Origin of the sequence: Vibrio sp. Isolate34 (genome assembly GCF_022397915.1) — a bacterium.
In the GTDB taxonomy this organism is placed as follows: Bacteria; Pseudomonadota; Gammaproteobacteria; order Enterobacterales; family Vibrionaceae; genus Vibrio.
The window spans coordinates 1-20,124 of record NZ_JAKEUO010000011.1; the positions used below are offsets into that span (position 1 = coordinate 1).

Genomic DNA, 20,124 nt, shown 5'->3' on the forward strand with positions numbered 1-20,124 from the left:
GGCTCTGGGAGGTATGGTGGGCACAAGTGCAAGAGAGTGGAATTAAGCCATTGAAAGAGTTCGCACGAAAACTGAGGCCTTATCTTCACGGCATTATTGCATCGGCAAGTTACCCGTTAAACACCTGCACACTAGAAGGGATAAACAACAAGATAAAGCTAATCAAGCGAATGGGGTATGGATATCGAGATACAGATTACTTCTTCTTGAAGATAAAAGCGGCTTTCCCCGGAAAGCCGCGATGAACCTTTTTTATTGGGTGCGAGTTTATTTATGAGCCAGTTTGATTTTAATCAGAAAGGCGCTCGGCAGCCGCCAAGTAGCGTCGAGCCAGACCAACAAACTCTTCTCCACTAATATTCAAATCATGGGTTGATATGAAAATGTCATAACCGTGAAAGCCTCTTTGATACTTCATTCTGTTGGCAAGCATCGCCTGTAACCCTGAATAGTCTTTGATCACCGCGTTTTGATTATTTACGTCATCGGGTAAATCCGCATCCATTTGCGTTTGTTGAGCGTTGAAACTCACGTCGTCGGTATTCTTTGATTCTTTATATTGGCTTAATTCAACACAGCCGTTTTCGGTACAACGCGTGTGGTAGTGCGATGAGTCTAAAACCATGTCTTCAAAGTTCGACTCTTTACCCGCTTGTTTCGCTCCCAAGTACAAAAGTGCACGTTGGCTGAGCAATAATTCACAGGTGATCTTAGGGCAGATTGAATCGAGGTAGGGCGAGTAGTCTTTGACCTTAATTCCGACCCAAGGCAAAGGTTGGTGCCAGCCATCTTGTTCATAAGTACACAGGCCAATTTTTTGGATGTTGCTCCATTTCAAAACCCAACCGCCTTTATAGAAATGCTGCTGAAAATGAGTCGGAGTCAGCGTGAACATCACTCGGCTGCGCAACATCAAATAATAGCCGGTTCCCAGAAGGGTAATACTGCAAAAAGCACCAACGATCAGTAACTTTGGGTTGTCGCTGTAGAGTGCAACGATTAAGCAAATGAAGCCTAAAATAACGGCTAGGATACGGTACGAGCGAGTGAATGAAGGCAAAGAGAAATTAGTAAGATGACGAGTGTCCATAGGCAACACCAAGTTTTCATATTTTTGTCTGGATGGATAACCAGTGTATATGACCCTGAATTGATAAGTCGATGTTTAAATAATAGACGCTAGTAGACAATATCGGTATTTTTCGTCGACTTTCGACGCTTCACTCTACAAATAGCTCCTGTTTTTTGGTATAAATCGCGCTTCAAATTTTCACCACTGCGAAAAGAGCAGTGAACTGGAGAAATATTCAATGAGACTTGCTCATAAGCGTAAGGTGCAGGCTAAACTGCAGAAACGCACTAAAGCGGCTGTAGTTAAAGCAGTGGCAACGCCGAAAAAAGCGAAGCCTGTCGCAGAGAAAGTTGTAGCAGAAAAAACTGTAGCAGCAAAACCAGCGGTAGAGAAAACAGTAGCAGCAACTAAAGAAGTTGCAGTAGCACTGACTCCTAAGCAACAACAAGTTCTAGACATCGTTGTTAGCAATGCTGAAGGCATTAACCCTAAAGGTATCGGCCTAGAAGCTGGTCAAGAAGACGCGAAAGCAGCTTCATGGGCAACAGGCGCATTGAAAAAACTTCTTGAAGAAAACCTAGTAGCGAAAGAGCAGCTAGCAGGTAACAAGGTTATCTACAAAGCTATCTAATCCTGTGGGATTACATTCGCTTCGTTAAGTTTTTAAGCCTCGATTATCGAGGCTTTTTTGTATCTGCCATAAACTTCATTTACCGCTTATTCTCACCTGCCGGTTATTCCCATTCCAAGCGACCGCCTAACTTGCTATCCCTAATTCCTAGCTTTGCTTCTCATCAGCGAGCCCTAAAGTAGGGCGGCTAACTAAAAAGCGCGGGTGGCTTTCCCTAAAATGCAGCAATGGATAGAGCTTCATCACGAAATGGGAATCAATTGTTAATAGCGGTTCATTATAACTACTTAGGTATTTATCAATACGCATTGCCTTGGTGAATGCCCATACTCCTTTGAAATCGACACTATTCAATCATCTCCTACGTAGTTCTACTTAATCCTTTGGTCTAATACGTAACTTTGTTAACGCCATGCGTGCGTGCTCTCCCTGATATCTTGTTGCCTCATCACGGTGCACTCTTATGTTGAATCATAAAAAATGCTCATAGAAAGAGTGTTAACCCAACAAAGGACGTGAACATGAGTCTCATTTCTAACTCCCTCACACGAGTTTTTAAAAACGTTGCAGTAACCGCTGCGGCTTGTTTAGCTTTGGTCGCTACTGGTGCTACAGCCGCTGATAAGGTTTACCGTTTAAAGCTTGCAGAAACGTGGGGACCAAACTTCCCAGTTTTCGGTGATGCAACGAAAAACATGGCAGCGATGGCTGAGAAGATGTCGAATGGTCGACTTCAAATCAGAATCGATTCAGCAAACAAACATAAAGCCCCTCTTGGCGTTTTTGACATGGTTAAGTCTGGTCAATACGACATGGGTCACTCAGGCTCTTACTACTGGAAAGGTAAAGTTCCAAACACTCTTTACTTCACTTCTATGCCTTTCGGTATGACGCCAGCAGAACAATACGCGTGGTTCTATCACGGTGGTGGTATGGAGTTGATGGAGCAGGTTTACTCTCCACACAACTTGATGTCGTTCCCAGGTGGTAACACAGATATCCAAATGGGCGGTTGGTTTCAAAAAGAGATCAACAGTGTTGAAGATCTACAAGGTCTGAAAATGCGAATCCCAGGCTTTGCAGGCGAGATTCTTGCTGAGCTAGGTGCTAAACCGACGAACATTGCCCCAGGTGAGCTTTACACGTCTCTAGAGCGTCGCACGATTGATGCACTCGAGTGGGTAGGTCCATCACTGGATTTACGAATGGGATTCCACAAAATCGCGCCTTACTACTACACAGGTTGGCATGAGCCGGGTTCAGAGCTTCAATTCCTAGTGAACAAGCGCACATGGAACAAGCTGCCTGAAGACCTGCAAGAAATCCTGCGTGTTGCAATGCGTACAGCAGCTTACGACATGTACACACAAGCAACGCACGAAAGTGGTAAGAACTGGGTTTCAATGAAGACTGAATACCCAGATGTACAAGTGAAAGATTTCCCGCCAGAGGTTATGTCTGCACTGAAAGAAGCGAACGATCGCCTACTTGCTGCACATGCTGAAAAAGATGAGCTAGCAAAAGAGATTCAAGCTTCACAAGCAAGCTACCTAGAGCAAGTACGTTCATGGACGGATATTTCTCACAGAGCTTATCTAAACAGCCAAGCGAAATAATCGACAGTTGTTGAACTGAATCTAAATGAACCCAACGCTTTTCTTATTGAGTATTTAAGAGTGAATAAGCTGAGGGTTCATTTAAAACATAATAATTAAGCGGGATAAATCCTGTATTACTCTCAAGAACCCTTTCTACGTCGTGCATGTTGCTAGCTATAAACTGAACATTATTTTAGTTCTATTAGCCCGCTGCGCGATGTCTTTTCAAATTCCATGGAGTCGGGAATGCGAAGTCTAATTTATATTGAACGCCTGTTTAATCGTATCGGTGACGCACTGGGATGGCTTTCCAGTATGTTGTTTATTTTACTTATCGCCAACGTCGTGTATGACGTTGTCATGAGATATGCCTTCAACGATGTCTCTATCGCCTTTCAAGAGATGGAATGGCACCTTTTCTCAGCCGTTTTCCTACTCGGTGTTCCTTATGCCATCAAAGCAGGAGGTCATGTTCGAGTTGACGTGTTCTACGAGCAACTGAGCTTTAAGGCGCAAGCCATTATTGACCTGCTGGGTACGCTTATCTTCTTACTTCCGTTTTGCCTGCTGGTGGCTTGGTTTGGTATCGATGTTGCCAAAGAGAGCTACGAACTGGGTGAAACCTCTGGCGATCCCGGTGGCCTGCCGTATCGCTGGATCATTAAAGCCATGATCCCGCTGTCATTCTTCTTAATGGCACTCAGTGGCGTAGGTTTGATCCTGCATTCACTGAACAAGATTTTTAATCCGCACCTTATTCATGCAAACAACACGCATGCAAACAATATTCATACAAACAACAAGTAGAGGCTGAACATGATTGGAATAGTAATGTTTTTCGTAGCCTTGTTTGCGCTTTTACTTGGCTTCCCAGTGGCGTTCACTTTTGGTGGTATCGCGTTAATCTTTGGTGTTTGGGCTGAGGGCATTGAAATGTTTGCCTTCATGCCATATCGAATTCAATCCATTATGGAAAACACGGTTCTGATGGCCGTTCCATTGTTTGTTTTCATGGGGCTTGTTCTACAAAAGACCAAGCTTGCTGAGCAGTTGCTTGAGTCTATGGGCCGACTGTTCGGTGGCGTTCGTGGTGGTATCGCGATTTCAACCGTATTAGTCGGTTCACTGCTTGCGGCTTCTACTGGTGTTGTTGGTGCTTCTGTTGTTGCAATGGGGCTTATCTCTTTACCAGTAATGCTCAAGTACAACTACGACAAAGGCCTAGCGTGCGGCACTATTTGTGCGTCTGGTACGTTAGGGCAAATCATTCCGCCATCCATCGTATTGATTTTGTTAGGTGACGTATTAGGTGTGCCAGTAGGGGACTTGTTCCAAGCGGCGATTTGGCCGGGCGTGATGTTAGTCGGCGCGTACATTCTCTACATCTTGATATACGCAAAGCTACATCCTGAGGCGGCTCAACCGATTGAGCGAGATGATTCAATCAGCCGTAAGCAAGAAGTGTTAGATGCACTTAAAGCGATTCTTCCGCCTCTCGCGTTAATCATTGTCGTACTGGGTTCAATCTTTGCGGGCGTGGCAACGCCAACAGAGTCTGCAGCATTAGGTGGCGCGGGCGCGATGGTATTGGCACTGCTGTATGGTCAGTTTAGTTGGTCGATGGTGTATGACGCATCGAAAGAGACGGTGAAAGTAACAGCGATGGTGTTTGCTATCTTGCTGGGTGCGACTGCGTTCTCGATGGCGTTCACTTATACCGGTGGTGACTATCTGGTTGAAGAGTGGATGCTACAACTTCCGGGTGAGAAATGGGGCTTCCTGATCATCACCATGTTAGTGATTTTGATTCTGGGTTTCTTCATCGACTTTGTTGAGATCTGTTTCATCATCGTACCAATCATTGCGCCAGTTGCTGAGCTGATGGGCATCAACATGACATGGTTCGCTATCCTGATTGCGATGAACCTGCAAACCTCATTCCTAACGCCGCCATTTGGTTTTAGCTTGTTCTACCTAAAAGGCGTGGCACCAAAAGGCGTGACAACGAAAGACATCTATCGCGGTGTGATGCCATTCATTCTGATTCAAATCCTCGTACTTGGATCACTTCTCGCATTTCCAGCCTTCTATGGAATGTGAGTGACGCCAAGAATGTGAATGATATGTTTCAACGGCTATCTATAAATTGCTAAAATAAAACGGCTTATTGATGTTCAATAGGCCGTTTTTAGTGAGGAAAAGGAATGCCTCTAAAAGCCAAGCTGATTTTGTTGACGCTACTCCCGTTGCTGCTGGTTACGGCGAGTATTAGTTGGATCTCGTTACACCAGACCAAAACGTTAGGTGCGAAAGAGGTCGAGATCTTCCGAGACAGCTTAATCAAGTCGCGTGAAAACGCCCTCAAGGACACAGTAGACCTCGCATTCGATGCCATTGAGCACATCTATAACGACCCTGATATCCAAGAAGCCCAAGCCAAAACGGAAGTTCGAGCCATATTGTCTAAACTTAGATATGGCTCTGACGGGTATTTCTTCGCCTACGATCGCCACGGGACCAATTTAGTTCACCCAATTCAGCCTGAATTGATTGGTCAAAACCTACTTGAACTGCAAGACGAAGATGGCGATTTTCTGATAGAAGCCCTGCTAAGAGAAGCGCAAACTGGCGGAGGTTTTCACCAGTATTTATGGCAAAAGCCATCGACGGGTGAGGTGGTTTCTAAGTTGAGTTACGCCGCTTGGTTAGAACGCTGGGATTGGATGATTGGCACCGGTTTGTATATCGAAGATGTGCATCAAGAAGTGGCTTCGATGCAGGCCGAGATAAACAAGAATATTGAAACCACGTTCTTTTCTATTGTGGTGATTTTGAGCGTGACGGTGGCCGTTATTATCGTGCTTACCTTAGCAATCAACATGCATGAACATCGCATTGCCGATAACAATCTCAAAGAACTGGCGCATAAGACGGTGATGTTCCAAGAAGATGAGAAGAAACACCTAGCGCGTGAGTTACATGATGGTATTAACCAATTATTAGTGTCGAGTCGCTGCCACTTGGAGCTACTTGGTAATAAGTTACAGAGTGAAGACCTAAAAGCGCATCTGAATAAATCACAACATTCACTGATGCGAGCCATTGAAGAGGTGAGGCACATCTCGCACCAACTTCGCCCAAGTTCATTGGATGATATTGGTTTAGAAGCGGCGTTGTCTTCATTGTTGTTAGATTTTCAGGCGCACTCGGGCATAGAAGTCGAGACCATGTTTGCAACACAACCGGGCAAGTTGAAATCAGAAGCGGCAACGACCCTATATCGAGTGGTGCAAGAGTCACTGAACAACATAGAAAAACACGCACAAGCGACCAAGGTAACGGTTATTGCGCAGCAAATTGGTAACGTGCTGCAGTTACTGATTCAAGATAACGGTGTCGGTTTCAATACCTATAAAGCGATGGAAAAACGAGGGATCGGTCTGCGCAATATGAGAGAGCGAGTGGAGTTCATCGGTGGTGACTTTGAACTGATGAGTGAAATTGGCTTCGGAACGGAAATTACAGTGTTACTGACACTAGAAGGATTAGTGAATGAGTGAAGTTATTCGAGTTGTGATCGCTGATGATCACCAAGTGGTAATGGATGGCTTTATGGCGAGATTGGAACTTGAGCCAGATATTAGCGTGATCGGCACGGCCAGTAATGGGCTAGAAGCTGTCGAGGTAGTGAAAACGCTGCGCCCTGATGTGGTGTTGATGGATATCAGCATGCCTATCATGAATGGCATTGACGCCACCCACTTGATTAAAGAAGAAGACCCAGAAGCGAAAGTGTTGATGCTGACCATGCATAACAATCGTGAATACATCATGAAAGTGATGCAGTCGGGTGCGGTCGGCTATATGTTGAAAGAGATTTCGGCTGAAAAAATGGTGCAGGCAATCAAAACGGTCAATCAAGGCTCGACCTATTTCTGTGAAAAAGTGACGCAGAATTTGTTTACTCAACCGATTACTCCGACGCAATCTGTGAAGAATCCATTGAGCAGACGTGAAGAAGCGGTGTTGAAATTAGTCGCGAAAGGTGAGAGTAGCAAAGAGGTCGCGAAGGCACTGAATATCAGCTATCGAACGGTAGAAACTCATAGGCAAAATATTAAGCATAAGCTCGACATTCACTCTACAGCTGAGCTCGCTAAGTACGCGGTCAGCTCCGGGCTTGTGGAGTGATTTACGCTAAATCACATTAAATGTGTAATTACTGAATGTGTAGGTACGGAATCTATAAAAGCACTGTAAGCCGGAACGGTCTCTATGGCGCTGTCATTCGCGTTCATACTATTGCTTATATGCCTAAGTGCTTATGTGCCTAAGCTTATTACTAGGTTTACGAACCGAAAATTAATTGATTAATAAGCAAAGTGCTTTGAGCTAAAAGTATTATTGGAACAACGGTCGACTTGTTCGGTCTTTTTTTTTCGCCGATAATTTGAGTGTTTATGTGAATGTTGGATGAAAACCCATCGAACTGATTCAGGTTTACTGAAAACAATAAGTTAACCTGCTAAACTTCAGACATCCAAGTATTTGAATTGTTGTGACAACAGCTTGTACAATTTGGATTGTATGTGTGAGTTTGTAATTAAGTCACAGGTAAGTAAGGGATACGAGGTCGATAGACCCTATTAGTATTTCGTAGAGAGGGATAATGACTAAAGGTATAGATAAATATAGTATCGACAGTACCGATTACACTGTCGGTCAAGATAACGTCCAAAAATGGGGTTTTGATGTTCATAACCCAGTATTCGGTATCAGTGCGGGACTTATCGCTTTGTTCCTGATCGGTGTTCTGATTACAGATACCGCTTCAGCAAAGGCTGCACTAGATGGTGTTAAAGGCCAGATTATTAATTCGTTTGATTGGCTTTTCATCTGGTCGGGTAATATTTTCGTAATTTTCTGCTTAGGCTTAATTTTTTCTCCATACGGTAAAATCCGCCTTGGTGGTATTGATGCAACAGCAGATTACTCGTTCTTTTCTTGGCTATCGATGCTGTTCGCAGCAGGTATGGGTATTGGCCTAATGTTTTGGAGTGTGGCAGAACCTGCTGCTTACTTCACGGGTTGGTTTGAAACTCCGTTAGGTGTTGAGCCAAATACCCCTGAAGCTGCAAAATTGGCATTGGGTGCAACCATGTATCACTGGGGTCTACACCCTTGGGCTATTTATGGCGTAGTAGCACTGTCACTTGCGTTTTTCTCTTACAACAAGGGATTGCCTCTTTCTATCCGTTCTATCTTTTACCCAATTTTAGGTGATAGAGCTTGGGGCTGGGCTGGTCACATTGTTGACATTCTTGCTGTACTTGCAACGCTATTTGGTCTGGCGACATCGTTAGGCTTAGGTGCACAACAAGCGGCAAGTGGTATTCAGCACGTATTCGGCATTGAAGCGGGCCTAGGTCTGCAAGTTATTGTTATTACAGCGGTGACTTTATTGGCGGTAGTATCAGTACTTCGTGGTATTGATGGTGGCGTTAAAGTTATCAGTAACATCAACATGTTGGTTGCTTTCCTACTGCTTATCTTAGTGGCTCTAATCGGCTACGCGGTGACTTTAGGCTCTATCCCAACAACATTGATGGCATACATTGAAAATATCATTCCGCTAAGTAACCCTCACGGTCGTGAAGATGAAACATGGATGCACGGTTGGACTGTATTCTACTGGGCTTGGTGGATCTCATGGTCTCCATTCGTAGGTATGTTTATCGCACGTGTTTCTAAAGGTCGTACCGTTCGTGAGTTCATCACAGCAGTACTGATTGTACCGACTACAGTGACTATAATTTGGATGTCAGTATTCGGTGGCATGGCGATTGACCAAATCGTGAATAACGTGGGTATTCTTGGTCAAGAAGGCCTAACGGATGTGTCGCTAGCAATGTTCCAAATGTTTGATGCTCTACCGTTTGGTACGCTGTTATCAATCATTGCGGTTGTATTGGTTCTAGTATTCTTCATTACATCGTCTGACTCTGGCTCTCTGGTTATCGACAGCATTACTGCTGGTGGTAAAGTGGATACGCCAGTGCCCCAACGTGTGTTCTGGGCGTTCCTTGAAGGTGCGATCGCTGTCGCTCTATTGTGGGTTGGTGGTACAGAAGCAGTACAAGCTCTGCAAGCGGGTGCTATCTCGACAGCATTACCGTTCACCATCATTCTATTGTTGATGTGTGTAAGCTTGCTAATGGGTATGCGTACAGAGAAACGCTAGCTCATAAAGCTCGATTTGACCGTGTTTAATATGCGGTCGAACGATAAATAATACGAAGGCAGGTGAGGAGACTCACCTGCCTTTTTTGCATTTATTTTCTATCTAGATTTTATACCTACTTCAATACGGCATTTTACCGTATTAGATCAGACATACTTTCTAATAACCATACACTTAATAGCGTCTTGAATTTGGCGGCATGACAACTAATTGGCATATACTAAGGTTATGGTTTACATAAAAATATATTCCATTATTAAATTGTGAAATTGCTCGAATTTAATACTGATATTGGGTAGTATGCGCGAGATTTCCCACCACTCGTGAACTTTGACATGAAACTAACACTAAAACAGAAGTTAATAGGTGCTAGCCTATCTGCTGTTGTCGTTATGGCTACAGCGTTGACTTGGTTATCAGCAAACCAGTTATTTGAACAGACTCGTAATGGCGTATATCTACGAGCTGAAAGCGTATCAGAAGCAGCATCTGAAGGTATTAAGAACTGGATTGATATTCGTACGGATATCGCTTCAGCATTCAATGATTTTTCACGAGAGGATGATGTTGTTCCTTTCCTTAAGCAAGCTCGTGTAGCGGGTGGCTTTGACGATATCTTTTTAGGTACTCCAGAAGGTGGAATGTACCGTTCACACCCTGAACGTAATCGTGCAGATTACGACCCTCGTCAACGTCCTTGGTACCAAGAAGCAAACGCAGCGGGTAAGCAAATCATTACTACGGCTTACCAAGATGCGATCACTAAAGCTCTTCTAGTAACGATTGCAGAACCTGTTCGCCACAATGGTCAATTGGTTGGTGTCGTCGGTGCAGACGTACTTATCGACCAACTCGTTAACGACGTAATCAGTCTAGATGTAGGTGATAACGCATACGCCATGCTAATTGATGCCTCTGACGGTACGTTCCTAGCGCACCCTGATTCGGCTCTAAGCTTGAAGCCGGTAAGCGATCTTTCAAACGATATCTCTATGCCTATCATCGAGAACGCTGTGCGTACGGGTAGCATCGAAATTATTAAACAACGTGGCGCTGAAAAGCTGCTTTACTTCACGAAGGTGCCTAACACCAACTGGATCTTCGCGGTTCAGATGGATAAAGCAACAGAAGAAGCGAACCACTCAACGCTACTTACTCAGCTGATCATCACTGCTATCGTTATTACTCTAATCGTGATCGTATTAGTGTCTTGGTTAGTGAGTTTCCTATTCCGCGACCTAAACCGAGTTTCTGCTGCACTCGAAGAGATTGCATCAGGTGAAGGTGACCTTACTCAACGTCTTGAGCCTAAGAGCGATGACGAGATTGGTCAGCTTGCTACAAACTTCAACCGTTTCGTGGGCAACATGCACACTATGGTGGTCAAGTTAAGCGAAGTGTCTGCTGCATTGGGCAACCAAGCACGTCAAACAGCTTCTCAAGCGGAAGAACGTAGTGCTCGTATCCAAATGCAACAAGACGAGATCAACATGGTAGCAACGGCCGTCAACGAAATGGCTGCAGCAACACAAGAGATCGCCGGTAACGCTGACCACACAGCTCAGAATTCATCTGAAGCGGTTGGCGCGTGTGAGCACGGTACTGGTCAAGTGACACAGACTCAAAGCTCAATCCAAAACCTTGCTCAAGAAGTTCAAATCGCAACGAACGTGATTCTAGAACTTGAAGAGCACGGCAACAGCATCAACGCTATCTTGTCGAACATCCAAGGTATCGCTGAACAAACTAACCTACTTGCACTTAACGCCGCTATCGAAGCAGCACGTGCGGGTGAACAAGGTCGTGGTTTCGCGGTTGTTGCTGATGAAGTTCGTGTTCTGAGCCAACGTACACACGGCTCAACGCAAGAAATTCAACAGACGATTGAATTGCTGCAAGGCACAACAGGCAAAGCGGTTAACATCATGAACGATAGCCGTACGCTTGCTGAAACCAGTGTTGATGACGCTAACTCAGCAGCGGCGAGCCTAACGCAAATTCATGCAGCTGTTGAACGCATCAGCGACATGGCAACACAGATTGCTTCTGCTGCAGAAGAGCAAGCATCTGTAACGTCTGAGATTACTCGTAACACTGAAGGAATCCGTGACGTGTCTAACGAGCTAGCAGACGAAGCACACCAAGCAGCAGAGCAAGCAGCGCAGCTGTCTGAACTGTCTCACGAGCTAGAGAGCGAAATCAGCCGCTTCAAGCTGTAAGCGCTAACTCGTCATTTAAAAGCCGAATGTGATTATCACATTCGGCTTTTTTGTGCCTGCTCGTTAGAGCCTTAAGCTGCCGAACTACTTGTTAGGGTAATCTGGGAACTTAGCCTTGAAAGATGCACGAGTAGGGAAGTATTTTCCATGAATTTAACCATTTCGGGGCATTAGCTTATCGTTGCTTAAAGCGTTTTGGTATTTACTTCAAGGTAGACGTTACTGGTCAAGTTTGATTGAAGAAGAGCCTAGTTCAGAAAAGTTAAAAGATAACAAAAAGCCCGAGCATGAACTCGGGCTTTGAATGGTTTCTTATATAGCTTAAATAGAACCTATGAAGGCATTAGATTGCCTGACGAAGTTGGAAATAGCGTCCTTGTTCGTTCAACAGTGCCTCGTGAGAGCCATGTTCTACAATCTCACCTTGTTCAATCAGGACGATAGAATCCATCGCTTCCAGACCAATCAAACGGTGTGTAATGAAAATAACTGTCTTACCTTCAAAATGCTTCTCAAACAGTGCCATGATGCTCTGCTCAGTTTGCTTATCTAGGCCTTCGGTAGGCTCATCAAGCAGCAGGATAGGGGCATCATGAAGGATGGCACGTGCAATACCAACACGGCGCTTCTCACCACCAGACAGTTGACGACCACCGTCACCTAACCAGCTATCAAGACCATCGTTCTCAAGCAGCTTTTCTAGGCCAACGTCTTTAAGAATGTTAGCTAGGTGCTCATCGTTGGCATCTGGTTTCGCAATCAACAAGTTGTCGCGTAAGCTGCCATTCAAGATGTCGACACGTTGGCTTACCACACTGATCGATTCACGCAGTTGTGATTCGTTCCATTGTGTCAGCTCAATACCCGCGATAGAGATGTAACCCTTTTTCGGATCCCAGTAGCGAGTTAGAAGCTGAATCAGTGTCGATTTACCAGAACCCGTTTGACCAACAATCGCAACCTTGTTCGTTGCAGGGATCGTTAGGTCGACAGCGTTCAGAACACTGCGTTCAGAATCAGGGTAGTTGAACGTCACGTTTGAGAACGTAATATCCAGCGGCTTGTTGATGTCGAGCTTCTCTTCAGCGAACTGAACTTCAGGTTCTGACAGAATGACTTCATTCAAGCGACGTGCAGAAGACAGAGTCTGACCTAAATGCTGGAACGCACCTGCGATTGGCATCAATAGTTCAAAACTTGCCATGGTTGCGAACGCCATTAGCGCGATGAACGGATCAGGTGCATTGCCACCCACGCCATCTGCCGCCAGCCAAAGCATAAGAACCAGCGTTAAACCGTTGAACAGCATGAGCGCAGCTGAAGCCATGCCGGTTAGGTTAGCGTTTACAAACTGGTTCGCCATCAGCTTGTGTTGTGTCTCTAGAATCGCATTACGGTAACGCTCTTCTGCACCAAACAGAGTCAGTTCGCTGTAGCCTTCAATCCAATCCAGAGTGGTAACACGAAGATCCGCTTTGTTCTGTGTCAGTTCGCCGCCGTTACGCTTGCCCAGTTTGTAGAACAAGATTGGCCAAACCAACAGCATGATCAGAAGGATAGAACCTAAGATCAAACCTAGTGAGCTATCGAACCACATCAAGAACAGAGTCAGGAAGAAGATACCAAACACACCAACCGTCACAGGGCTTACTAAGCGCAAGTAAACGTGGTCCATAGCGTCGACATCAGCAACCAACCGGTTCAGTAGGTCAGCGTCACGAAGGTTTGAGATACGACCTGGGATCAGCGGAGCCAGCTTCTTGAAGAAGAAGATACGCAGGTCTGTCAGTAGTTTGAATGTCGCATTGTGGCTCACAACACGTTCACCCCAACGACCCGCAGTACGGCTCATTGCCAAACCACGAACACCACCGCCTGGCAGCATGTAGTTAAAGGTTTCACGAGCAATCGTCAGGCCTGCAACCGCAGAAGCGGAAATGAACCAACCCGATAGCGTTAACAAGCCAATAGAAGCTGACAGAGTAGCAAAAGCCAATAGCATGCCTAGCGATAGGCCAAACCAATGCTTTTTATAGAGTTTCAGGTAAGGCAGTAAATCACGCATCTAAATTACCCTTATTGTCTTGTTGAGCTAAGTTCGCGTTAAGCATCTCTTCGAATAAACCACCCGCAGTCGAAAGCTGAGAGTAATGACCTTGTTCCACAAGACCACCATCGCGCATAACCAGAATGTTATCGACCGATTGAAGAGGAGCAAGTTGGTGCGTCACAAGCAGGGCAGTGCGACTTTCGATGTTGCTGTTAATGCCTTTCATCACGAGCTGTTCACTGCGAGTATCTAGGCTGGCAGTCGGTTCATCAAGCAACCAGAATTGGCCGTCTTGAATCATTGCACGAGCCAAAGCCAAACGCTGAGATTGACCAACAGATAGGCCACCCGAACGGTCAGAAATCATGTAATCCAAGCCATGCTCGTTTACAAATTCGTTAGCAAAAGATTGCTCTAGTGCGTTTTGAACAGTTTGGTCAGTGATATCTTGCTTACCTAGAGTGACGTTGTCACGAATGGTGCCGTGAAGCAATAATGGGTTTTGACCAACCCAGCTGATCGTCTTACGCCAAGATGCCAAGTCTAAGTCACGCAGTTCAACGCCATTGATTTTCAAGCTTCCTTCATAAGGCATGAAACCAAGGATGGCGTTGATCAAACTTGTTTTACCCGCACCGCTTGGGCCAACTAATGCAGTCGACTGGCGAGTATTCAGTGCAAACGAAATAGGGCCAACCAGTTGAACACCTTCAGGGCTCAACACTTTCAGATCTTGAGCCTCAATATTGATGCCTTGAGCTGAGTCTAGTTGAGTGTCACCTGATTTAACCTTAGTGATGTCTGTTTCTAGGAACTCGACAATACTCTCGGCCGCGCCCACTGCTTGTTGCTTCGCGTGGTAGAACGTACCTAAGTCGCGTAGAGGTTGGTAAAACTCAGGTGCCAAGATAAGGATAAACAAACCAGCGAATAGAGTAATGCCAACGCCGTAGTGACCGAAGTTAAGCTCGCCGATGTAAGTGAAACCAAAGTAAACCGCCGTCATCGCAATAGAGATAGACGTGAAGAACTCAAGCACAGCAGAAGACAAGAAAGCGATCTTCAATACATCCATGGTGCGCGTTCTGAACACCTCTGATGCACCTTTCAATACTTCTGTTTCCGCGCTAGTACGGTCGAAAAGACGAATCGTTGTCATGGATTGCAAACGGTCGTAAAAGTGGCCTGAAAGACGCTGAAGCGCTTTGAAGTTTTTACGGTTTGCATCGGCCGCTTTCATGCCAACTAATGCCATGAACATCGGCACCAGTGGCGCAGTCAGCAAGAAGATAAGGCCAGCCGCCCAGTTTACTGGGAACACCACGACCAAAATAATGAATGGAATCATTACCGACAAAGACATCTGAGGTAAGTAACGAGAGAAGAAGTCTTGCATGTCTTCAACTTGTTCTAGCAACAAGGTTGCCCACGTACCAGCAGGCTTACCTTTGATGTAAGCAGGGCCTAGTTCGCGTAACTTATCGAGAATGAGCTGCCTAATGTAAACACGGATCTGTTCACCACAGCGATAACCTGCGATTTCACGACCCCATGTACAGCCCGCACGGCCAACGACCGAAAGTGCCAAGCCAGCAAAATGACCAACCAGTTCAGACTTATCGACATTCTCGATGATCAACTGGTGAAGAATAGAGGCGAGAAGAGCTGCTTGAGCAATTAAAAACACGCTTGAAAGTACGCCAAGGCTAATCGCAATCATAAGCCAGCGTTTCGCTAACTTACTCTGTTGCTTAAGCCACTTGTTCAAGCTGCGTTGTTTTTTCTTATCCATTATGAAGGCTTAATGATAATTATTATTTGTTGAGGGCGGCTAGTATACAAAAGAAAGCCCAGTGGATATACCACTGGGCTTTAGGGATTTACAACAAAATGTGATGACGCCCTGCATCTACTGAGGCGAGAGCACCGATAATCAAATCTGCAATCTCAGATTTACTTATCGTTAAGGCCATCTAGGAAGCGTTCAGCATCCAGTGCAGCCATACAACCAGTACCAGCAGAAGTGATTGCTTGGCGGTAGTTGTGGTCCATTACATCACCCGCAGCGAATACGCCAGGGATGCTTGTTTGTGTCGCGTTACCTTCAAGACCAGACTGAACGATGATGTAGTCATCTTTCATATCTACTTGGCCTTTGAAGATTTCAGTGTTCGGTTGGTGACCGATAGCGATGAACGCGCCCATTACGTCGATATCTTCTGTCTTGTCAGACTGAGTATCTTTAATGCGAACGCCTGTTACGCCCATGTCGTCTCCTAGAACTTCGTCTAGCGTGCGGTCAGTGTGAAGAACAATGTTGCCGTTCTCTACTTTGTCCATTAAACGCTTAACAAGAATCTTTTCAGCGCGGAACGTGTCACGACGGTGAATCAGGTGAACTTCAGACGCGATGTTAGATAGGTAAAGAGCTTCTTCAACAGCCGTGTTACCACCACCCACAACCGCTACTTTCTGGTTGCGGTAGAAGAAACCATCACACGTTGCACAAGCAGAAACGCCGCGGCCTTTGAACGCTTCTTCAGACTCTAAACCTAGGTACTTAGCTGATGCACCTGTTGAGATGATCAACGCATCACAAGTGTACTCGCCAGAATCGCCTTTAAGACGGAAAGGGCGGTTTGATAGGTCGACTTCGTTAATGTGGTCGAACAGGATCTCTGTTTCAAAGCGCTCTGCGTGCTCTTTCATGCGATCCATTAGAGCTGGACCCGTTAAACCTTCAGCATCACCCGGCCAGTTTTCCACTTCTGTTGTGGTTGTAAGCTGACCACCTTGCTGCATACCAGTAACCAGAACTGGTTTTAGGTTTGCACGAGCAGCGTAAACTGCAGCTGTATAGCCAGCAGGGCCAGAACCAAGAATCAATAAATTACAGTGCTTTACGTCGCTCATGAGGACTCCGAAATTGAATTTGTTTTTATTTATAATCGCTTAGGATTGTATGGAAAATATGGAGGCAATAAAAGTGTAAACAAGGGCTGAAGTGTAATTAATCGTTATAGTTTAGAACTTAATCGAGACAAACGTTTTCGTGGCTGGAAGATCAGTGAAAGAACTTAAAGGCTATGGCTGAGTTCGGCCAACTAAATGAGGTTTCATTCCTTTATCAAGTTTAACTAACGTTGGTTTGAAATCGGCTTTGAAGAAGCTTGTATGTTTTGGCTTGCACTAGGCAAGTTTGCCAATTACCAGAGGCTGCCGAACTATGTTTTAAATCTATGAGAAGTATTACAGGTTGGTGCGTAGTGAACCTAATTCCGCCCGAATGTAAGAGGCTTATGAGAATGATAAAAGGTCGAGAGCTAAGCATTAGTGAGGATTGGGAACACTTCAAAATGTTATACGTAAGGTGGAGTTGCCGACAGGTCAAGTGATGAGGCCACAACAAATATTGGCAGGAATTGCACTTTTGGGGAGCCAGTTTGAAGTAGAGATAAAGACTTCGACACATTTGCTTGGGTTGGCTAGGGCTATAGCAAGCATTGAGTCAAAATAAACTCAGAAATAAAGAGACCCAACGATGGGGCAAAATATCATGCGTTGGGAATCACCTTTTAAAAATCGTAAAGCATGTATACTTAAGCCATATTTTCTGCATCGTATCGACAGATTTGGCATTTAAAATCATCTTCTTGGTAGCTTATTAATAGAGACTCATCATCAACCACCCCGTCACCATTACAAGTGTCTACCCAGTCGCCGTCATCAGTTTCCATCATACCCATAACACCATCACAGCTAACATTTTCTAATAGCGGTTGTAATACTTGCTCATAGTGGTACATCTGCTTGCTGCTTAGTTCATTTAGATCTCCACCATTTGCTATTAGCTTATGGCCGATACCGATAGAGGTGCTCTCATCTAAACTAACATTCTCTGCTGACTCTTCAATGATACTGCCGTTGTCCAACAGAAAACCTAATACTTCCAAATCCATATTATCCTCACTTATTATTTTGTTGACTTTAATAACAATAATTTAAGTGTGGCAATTATACGTAGAACCATTATGGGAATGCTGTGCGGTAGATCTGAAAACACATGTCTTTTTACTTTTTGATAATGCGAGTAGCAACTGTCACTGAAGATAACTAAAAAAAAGTATGATTATTTGGGTAGGGGTGCAAAGCGGCGAGTACTTTTGCTAACACAGTGTAATTATTGTTGATAAGGTGAATTTGACAGGTTCGATGAAGTTCCTCGTTTAAGCGCCAGTTCTCCTTTTGGGTCATATCAAGGAGAAAAAAGCCGAACCTATTTTGGCTGGGTTCGGCTTTTTTGTGGTTATAAAGTCACTTATTAATCAAGCTTTGGTACTTTGCTCTGTTGATGGTGTTTCGTTAGGTTTCGCTGGCTCATGAATCTTTTTTAGCGACTTCGATAGCAAAGCAATATCTTTAATTTGTTTGACCATATCTGGGACATTGCTAACGTCGGCTTTACCATCTGCGGGGCCATAGAATGTTTTAACTAATTCCTGCTTTATCGTTGTCTTGATTTCAGAAGGAACATCGTCTAAGAATGCTCCAATTGAGCCTAACTGTACTCCGCGATTTCTGTAAACAAGTTCTTGCTTTCGATGGTATGCAGATTCTTTAAGCAAGTAAACCGAAGGTGAACTAAAAAGTACTATTGTTAAAAATCTAATAAAATAACCCGAAACATCAGTAGGTAGGTTTATAACCATTGAATATGAAGAACCTTGGCCGACCCAAGAGACAAAAAACAGTACAAAGGATAACAATGGTAATATCATCGCGAATAGACCATATAAGCGCAATTTGTCGGCTTCTTCACGTTGATAATCTGCGTTCGCAATATCTGACTTGGCCCGTCTAAATTCACTTAGTGAACCCAATACTTCAGTTAGCTTGTTCTTCTGATTAGCAAACCCTCGAACTTCGACACGAATTGCTCTTTCCAATTCTAAAGCTAGATCCGTAATTTGATGATCTAATGTTGCTTGTGTCTCTGCTATTTCCATTTCGACCGAGTGCTTTGATTCTCTAAGTTGCTCGGTTAAGGACACGGTTTCCACTGCAATTTCATCGGAGAATGATTGTAGGAGTTCAGCCTTGATTTTATTAACTTCTTTTCTTGTAGTACTTCTTAATTCAGCAACCTCTATGGCAACTTCGTTGGTTGCTTGTTGGATAGATTCGACGTTAGCCAATTCATGTTTTTTGATCGATTCGGCTTGCTCTTTCTGATTTTCGTTGATTTCTTTAATCGTTCGAGACAACGTTGAAACTTGCTGATTCATCTTTTTTATCGCAGCAGGGGTCAACCTGACCATATAAGATTGAACTTCAGATTGGAAATCATCAAGCTCGGATTTTAGACTTTCCCAAGCTTCGTTATTGATCCCTAGGTCAGTTATCTTTTTACCGTTTTTTAGATTAAATGGCACCCATACGGATAAGGCTGTCAACATAGTCTCCATATTTTGGAGAAAGTAAAATTCGTCTGCGTATGAGAGTGTTTGATAAGTGTCGGCGTAATTCTCAATTGTTTCACTCAGATTTTGTAGGTCATTTTGAAAGAGCTTAAGGTTCTCATCACCTCTTTGTGGCGTATAAAATGTTTTGATGCGTGAAACAATTTCACTTCCAAGTATGGAAATGTCATAGCCATTAATAGGTCTGTTCTTTTTGATCATGAGGTGATTTACCGAAGATTAAGGTTGCTATCAAAGTAGTTTATATTCAATTCTACATATAACAACGGAAATGTTATATGAGCTTGATTAATAGCAATAAATATAGATTTCAACGAGTGCTAAACAAGCTCTTTGAACGATGGTAGTTAGGTCGAATTTACCTCCGTGATACAACACGGGGATTCACGATGAACAGCATTAGAATAATGGGTCACGTCTAGTAGGGAAAAACCCATGAACAGGATGTGAATGAGTAAAAGGTCTAGCCAACAATGGGGTATAAACGTGTTAGCTAAGAACACTTGGCGTTTTTGACTACTTGCCGTTTATTTAGACGTTAGATTCATTGTCACCATCGACTTCAAACGCTTCATACTTCGGTTTTCAAATGCTACTGAGCAAATCCCACCCGTAACATTCCACTTCAAACACTTTCTAGATAAAAAGAGCTATCAAGTTGTTCTTCTAAAAGAAATGAGCCATTTGGGGCGGCCGAGTTCCCCCCGAACTCGACCTGTTCCAGACGCGCAAGCAAAGGCGTGTGGATTCTGGCGTACTCATAAATTAACCAATTTCAGTTTGTTGTGTAAATAATCAATAGCTTGTCAATTGATAGGTAAGTCGTATTTCGC

General features: G+C 44.3%; 15 protein-coding genes and 1 pseudogene. 10 read left to right on the top strand and 6 right to left on the bottom strand.

Annotation, left to right across the window (positions count from 1 at the left end; all coding sequences use genetic code 11):
* A partial coding sequence (locus L1D22_RS12980) for a transposase (RefSeq protein ID WP_239830108.1) occupies positions 1-245 on the top strand: 245 nt, incomplete at its 5' end.
* Between the two features lie 44 nt (positions 246-289).
* On the opposite strand, the gene L1D22_RS12985 is transcribed toward L1D22_RS12980, so the two are convergent.
* Positions 290-1,090: a DUF2982 domain-containing protein gene (locus L1D22_RS12985; RefSeq protein ID WP_239830109.1), complete on the bottom strand. Its 801-nt coding sequence runs from the start codon at positions 1,088-1,090 to the stop codon at positions 290-292.
* Positions 1,091-1,310: 220 nt separating this feature from the next.
* On the opposite strand from L1D22_RS12985, the gene L1D22_RS12990 reads away from it, so the two are divergent.
* The 8 genes from L1D22_RS12990 (at position 1,311) to L1D22_RS13025 (ending at position 11,761) form a co-directional block, all read left to right on the top strand.
* A complete protein-coding gene (locus L1D22_RS12990; protein WP_048664741.1) occupies positions 1,311-1,703 on the top strand; it encodes a hypothetical protein in 393 nt (130 codons plus the stop codon).
* Between the two features lie 521 nt (positions 1,704-2,224).
* Positions 2,225-3,319: a TRAP transporter substrate-binding protein gene (locus L1D22_RS12995; protein WP_017060957.1), complete on the top strand. Its 1,095-nt coding sequence runs from the start codon at positions 2,225-2,227 to the stop codon at positions 3,317-3,319.
* A gap of 216 nt (positions 3,320-3,535) precedes the next feature.
* Positions 3,536-4,108: a TRAP transporter small permease subunit gene (locus L1D22_RS13000; RefSeq protein ID WP_176680966.1), complete on the top strand. Its 573-nt coding sequence runs from the start codon at positions 3,536-3,538 to the stop codon at positions 4,106-4,108.
* A 9-nt stretch (positions 4,109-4,117) separates the two neighbouring features.
* Entirely contained in the window at positions 4,118-5,401 is a 1,284-nt protein-coding gene (locus L1D22_RS13005; RefSeq protein ID WP_048664743.1) for a TRAP transporter large permease subunit, read from the top strand.
* Between the two features lie 104 nt (positions 5,402-5,505).
* Positions 5,506-6,861 carry a cache domain-containing protein gene (locus L1D22_RS13010; RefSeq protein ID WP_048659562.1) on the top strand — a complete coding sequence of 452 codons (1,356 nt, stop codon included), beginning with the start codon at positions 5,506-5,508 and terminating at the stop codon, positions 6,859-6,861.
* Positions 6,854-7,492 (top strand): response regulator transcription factor, encoded by a 639-nt coding sequence (locus L1D22_RS13015; protein WP_239830110.1) that lies wholly within the window; start codon positions 6,854-6,856, stop codon positions 7,490-7,492. The genes L1D22_RS13010 and L1D22_RS13015 overlap by 8 nt, the downstream gene beginning before the upstream one ends.
* Before the next feature lie 478 nt (positions 7,493-7,970).
* Positions 7,971-9,542, top strand: a complete 1,572-nt coding sequence (locus tag L1D22_RS13020) for a BCCT family transporter (protein WP_239830111.1) — start codon at positions 7,971-7,973, stop codon at positions 9,540-9,542.
* Between the two features lie 335 nt (positions 9,543-9,877).
* A complete protein-coding gene (locus L1D22_RS13025) occupies positions 9,878-11,761 on the top strand; it encodes a methyl-accepting chemotaxis protein (protein ID WP_239830112.1) in 1,884 nt (627 codons plus the stop codon).
* A 343-nt stretch (positions 11,762-12,104) separates the two neighbouring features.
* On the opposite strand, the gene cydC is transcribed toward L1D22_RS13025, so the two are convergent.
* The 3 genes from cydC to trxB all read right to left on the bottom strand — a co-directional run bounded on the left by cydC (position 12,105) and on the right by trxB (position 16,724).
* Complete coding sequence (gene cydC, locus L1D22_RS13030; RefSeq protein WP_239830113.1) at positions 12,105-13,826, bottom strand: cysteine/glutathione ABC transporter ATP-binding protein/permease CydC; 1,722 nt, start codon at positions 13,824-13,826, stop codon at positions 12,105-12,107.
* Complete coding sequence (gene cydD / locus L1D22_RS13035) at positions 13,819-15,603, bottom strand: cysteine/glutathione ABC transporter permease/ATP-binding protein CydD (protein ID WP_239830114.1); 1,785 nt, start codon at positions 15,601-15,603, stop codon at positions 13,819-13,821. The genes cydC and cydD overlap by 8 nt, the downstream gene beginning before the upstream one ends.
* 161 nt (positions 15,604-15,764) lie before the next feature.
* Positions 15,765-16,724, bottom strand: coding sequence for a thioredoxin-disulfide reductase (gene trxB / locus L1D22_RS13040; RefSeq protein WP_239830115.1), 960 nt, complete (start codon positions 16,722-16,724; stop codon positions 15,765-15,767).
* Between the two features lie 326 nt (positions 16,725-17,050).
* Between trxB and L1D22_RS13045 the strand changes: the two are divergent.
* Positions 17,051-17,328, top strand: a pseudogene (locus tag L1D22_RS13045) (regulator).
* Positions 17,329-17,410: 82 nt separating this feature from the next.
* Here the strand turns inward: L1D22_RS13045 and L1D22_RS13050 are convergent.
* Both L1D22_RS13050 and L1D22_RS13055 read right to left on the bottom strand, forming a co-directional pair.
* Positions 17,411-17,770: a hypothetical protein gene (locus tag L1D22_RS13050; RefSeq protein WP_239830116.1), complete on the bottom strand. Its 360-nt coding sequence runs from the start codon at positions 17,768-17,770 to the stop codon at positions 17,411-17,413.
* Between the two features lie 366 nt (positions 17,771-18,136).
* Positions 18,137-19,492 carry a hypothetical protein gene (locus L1D22_RS13055; protein ID WP_239830117.1) on the bottom strand — a complete coding sequence of 452 codons (1,356 nt, stop codon included), beginning with the start codon at positions 19,490-19,492 and terminating at the stop codon, positions 18,137-18,139.
* Between the last annotated feature and the right edge of the window lie 632 nt (positions 19,493-20,124).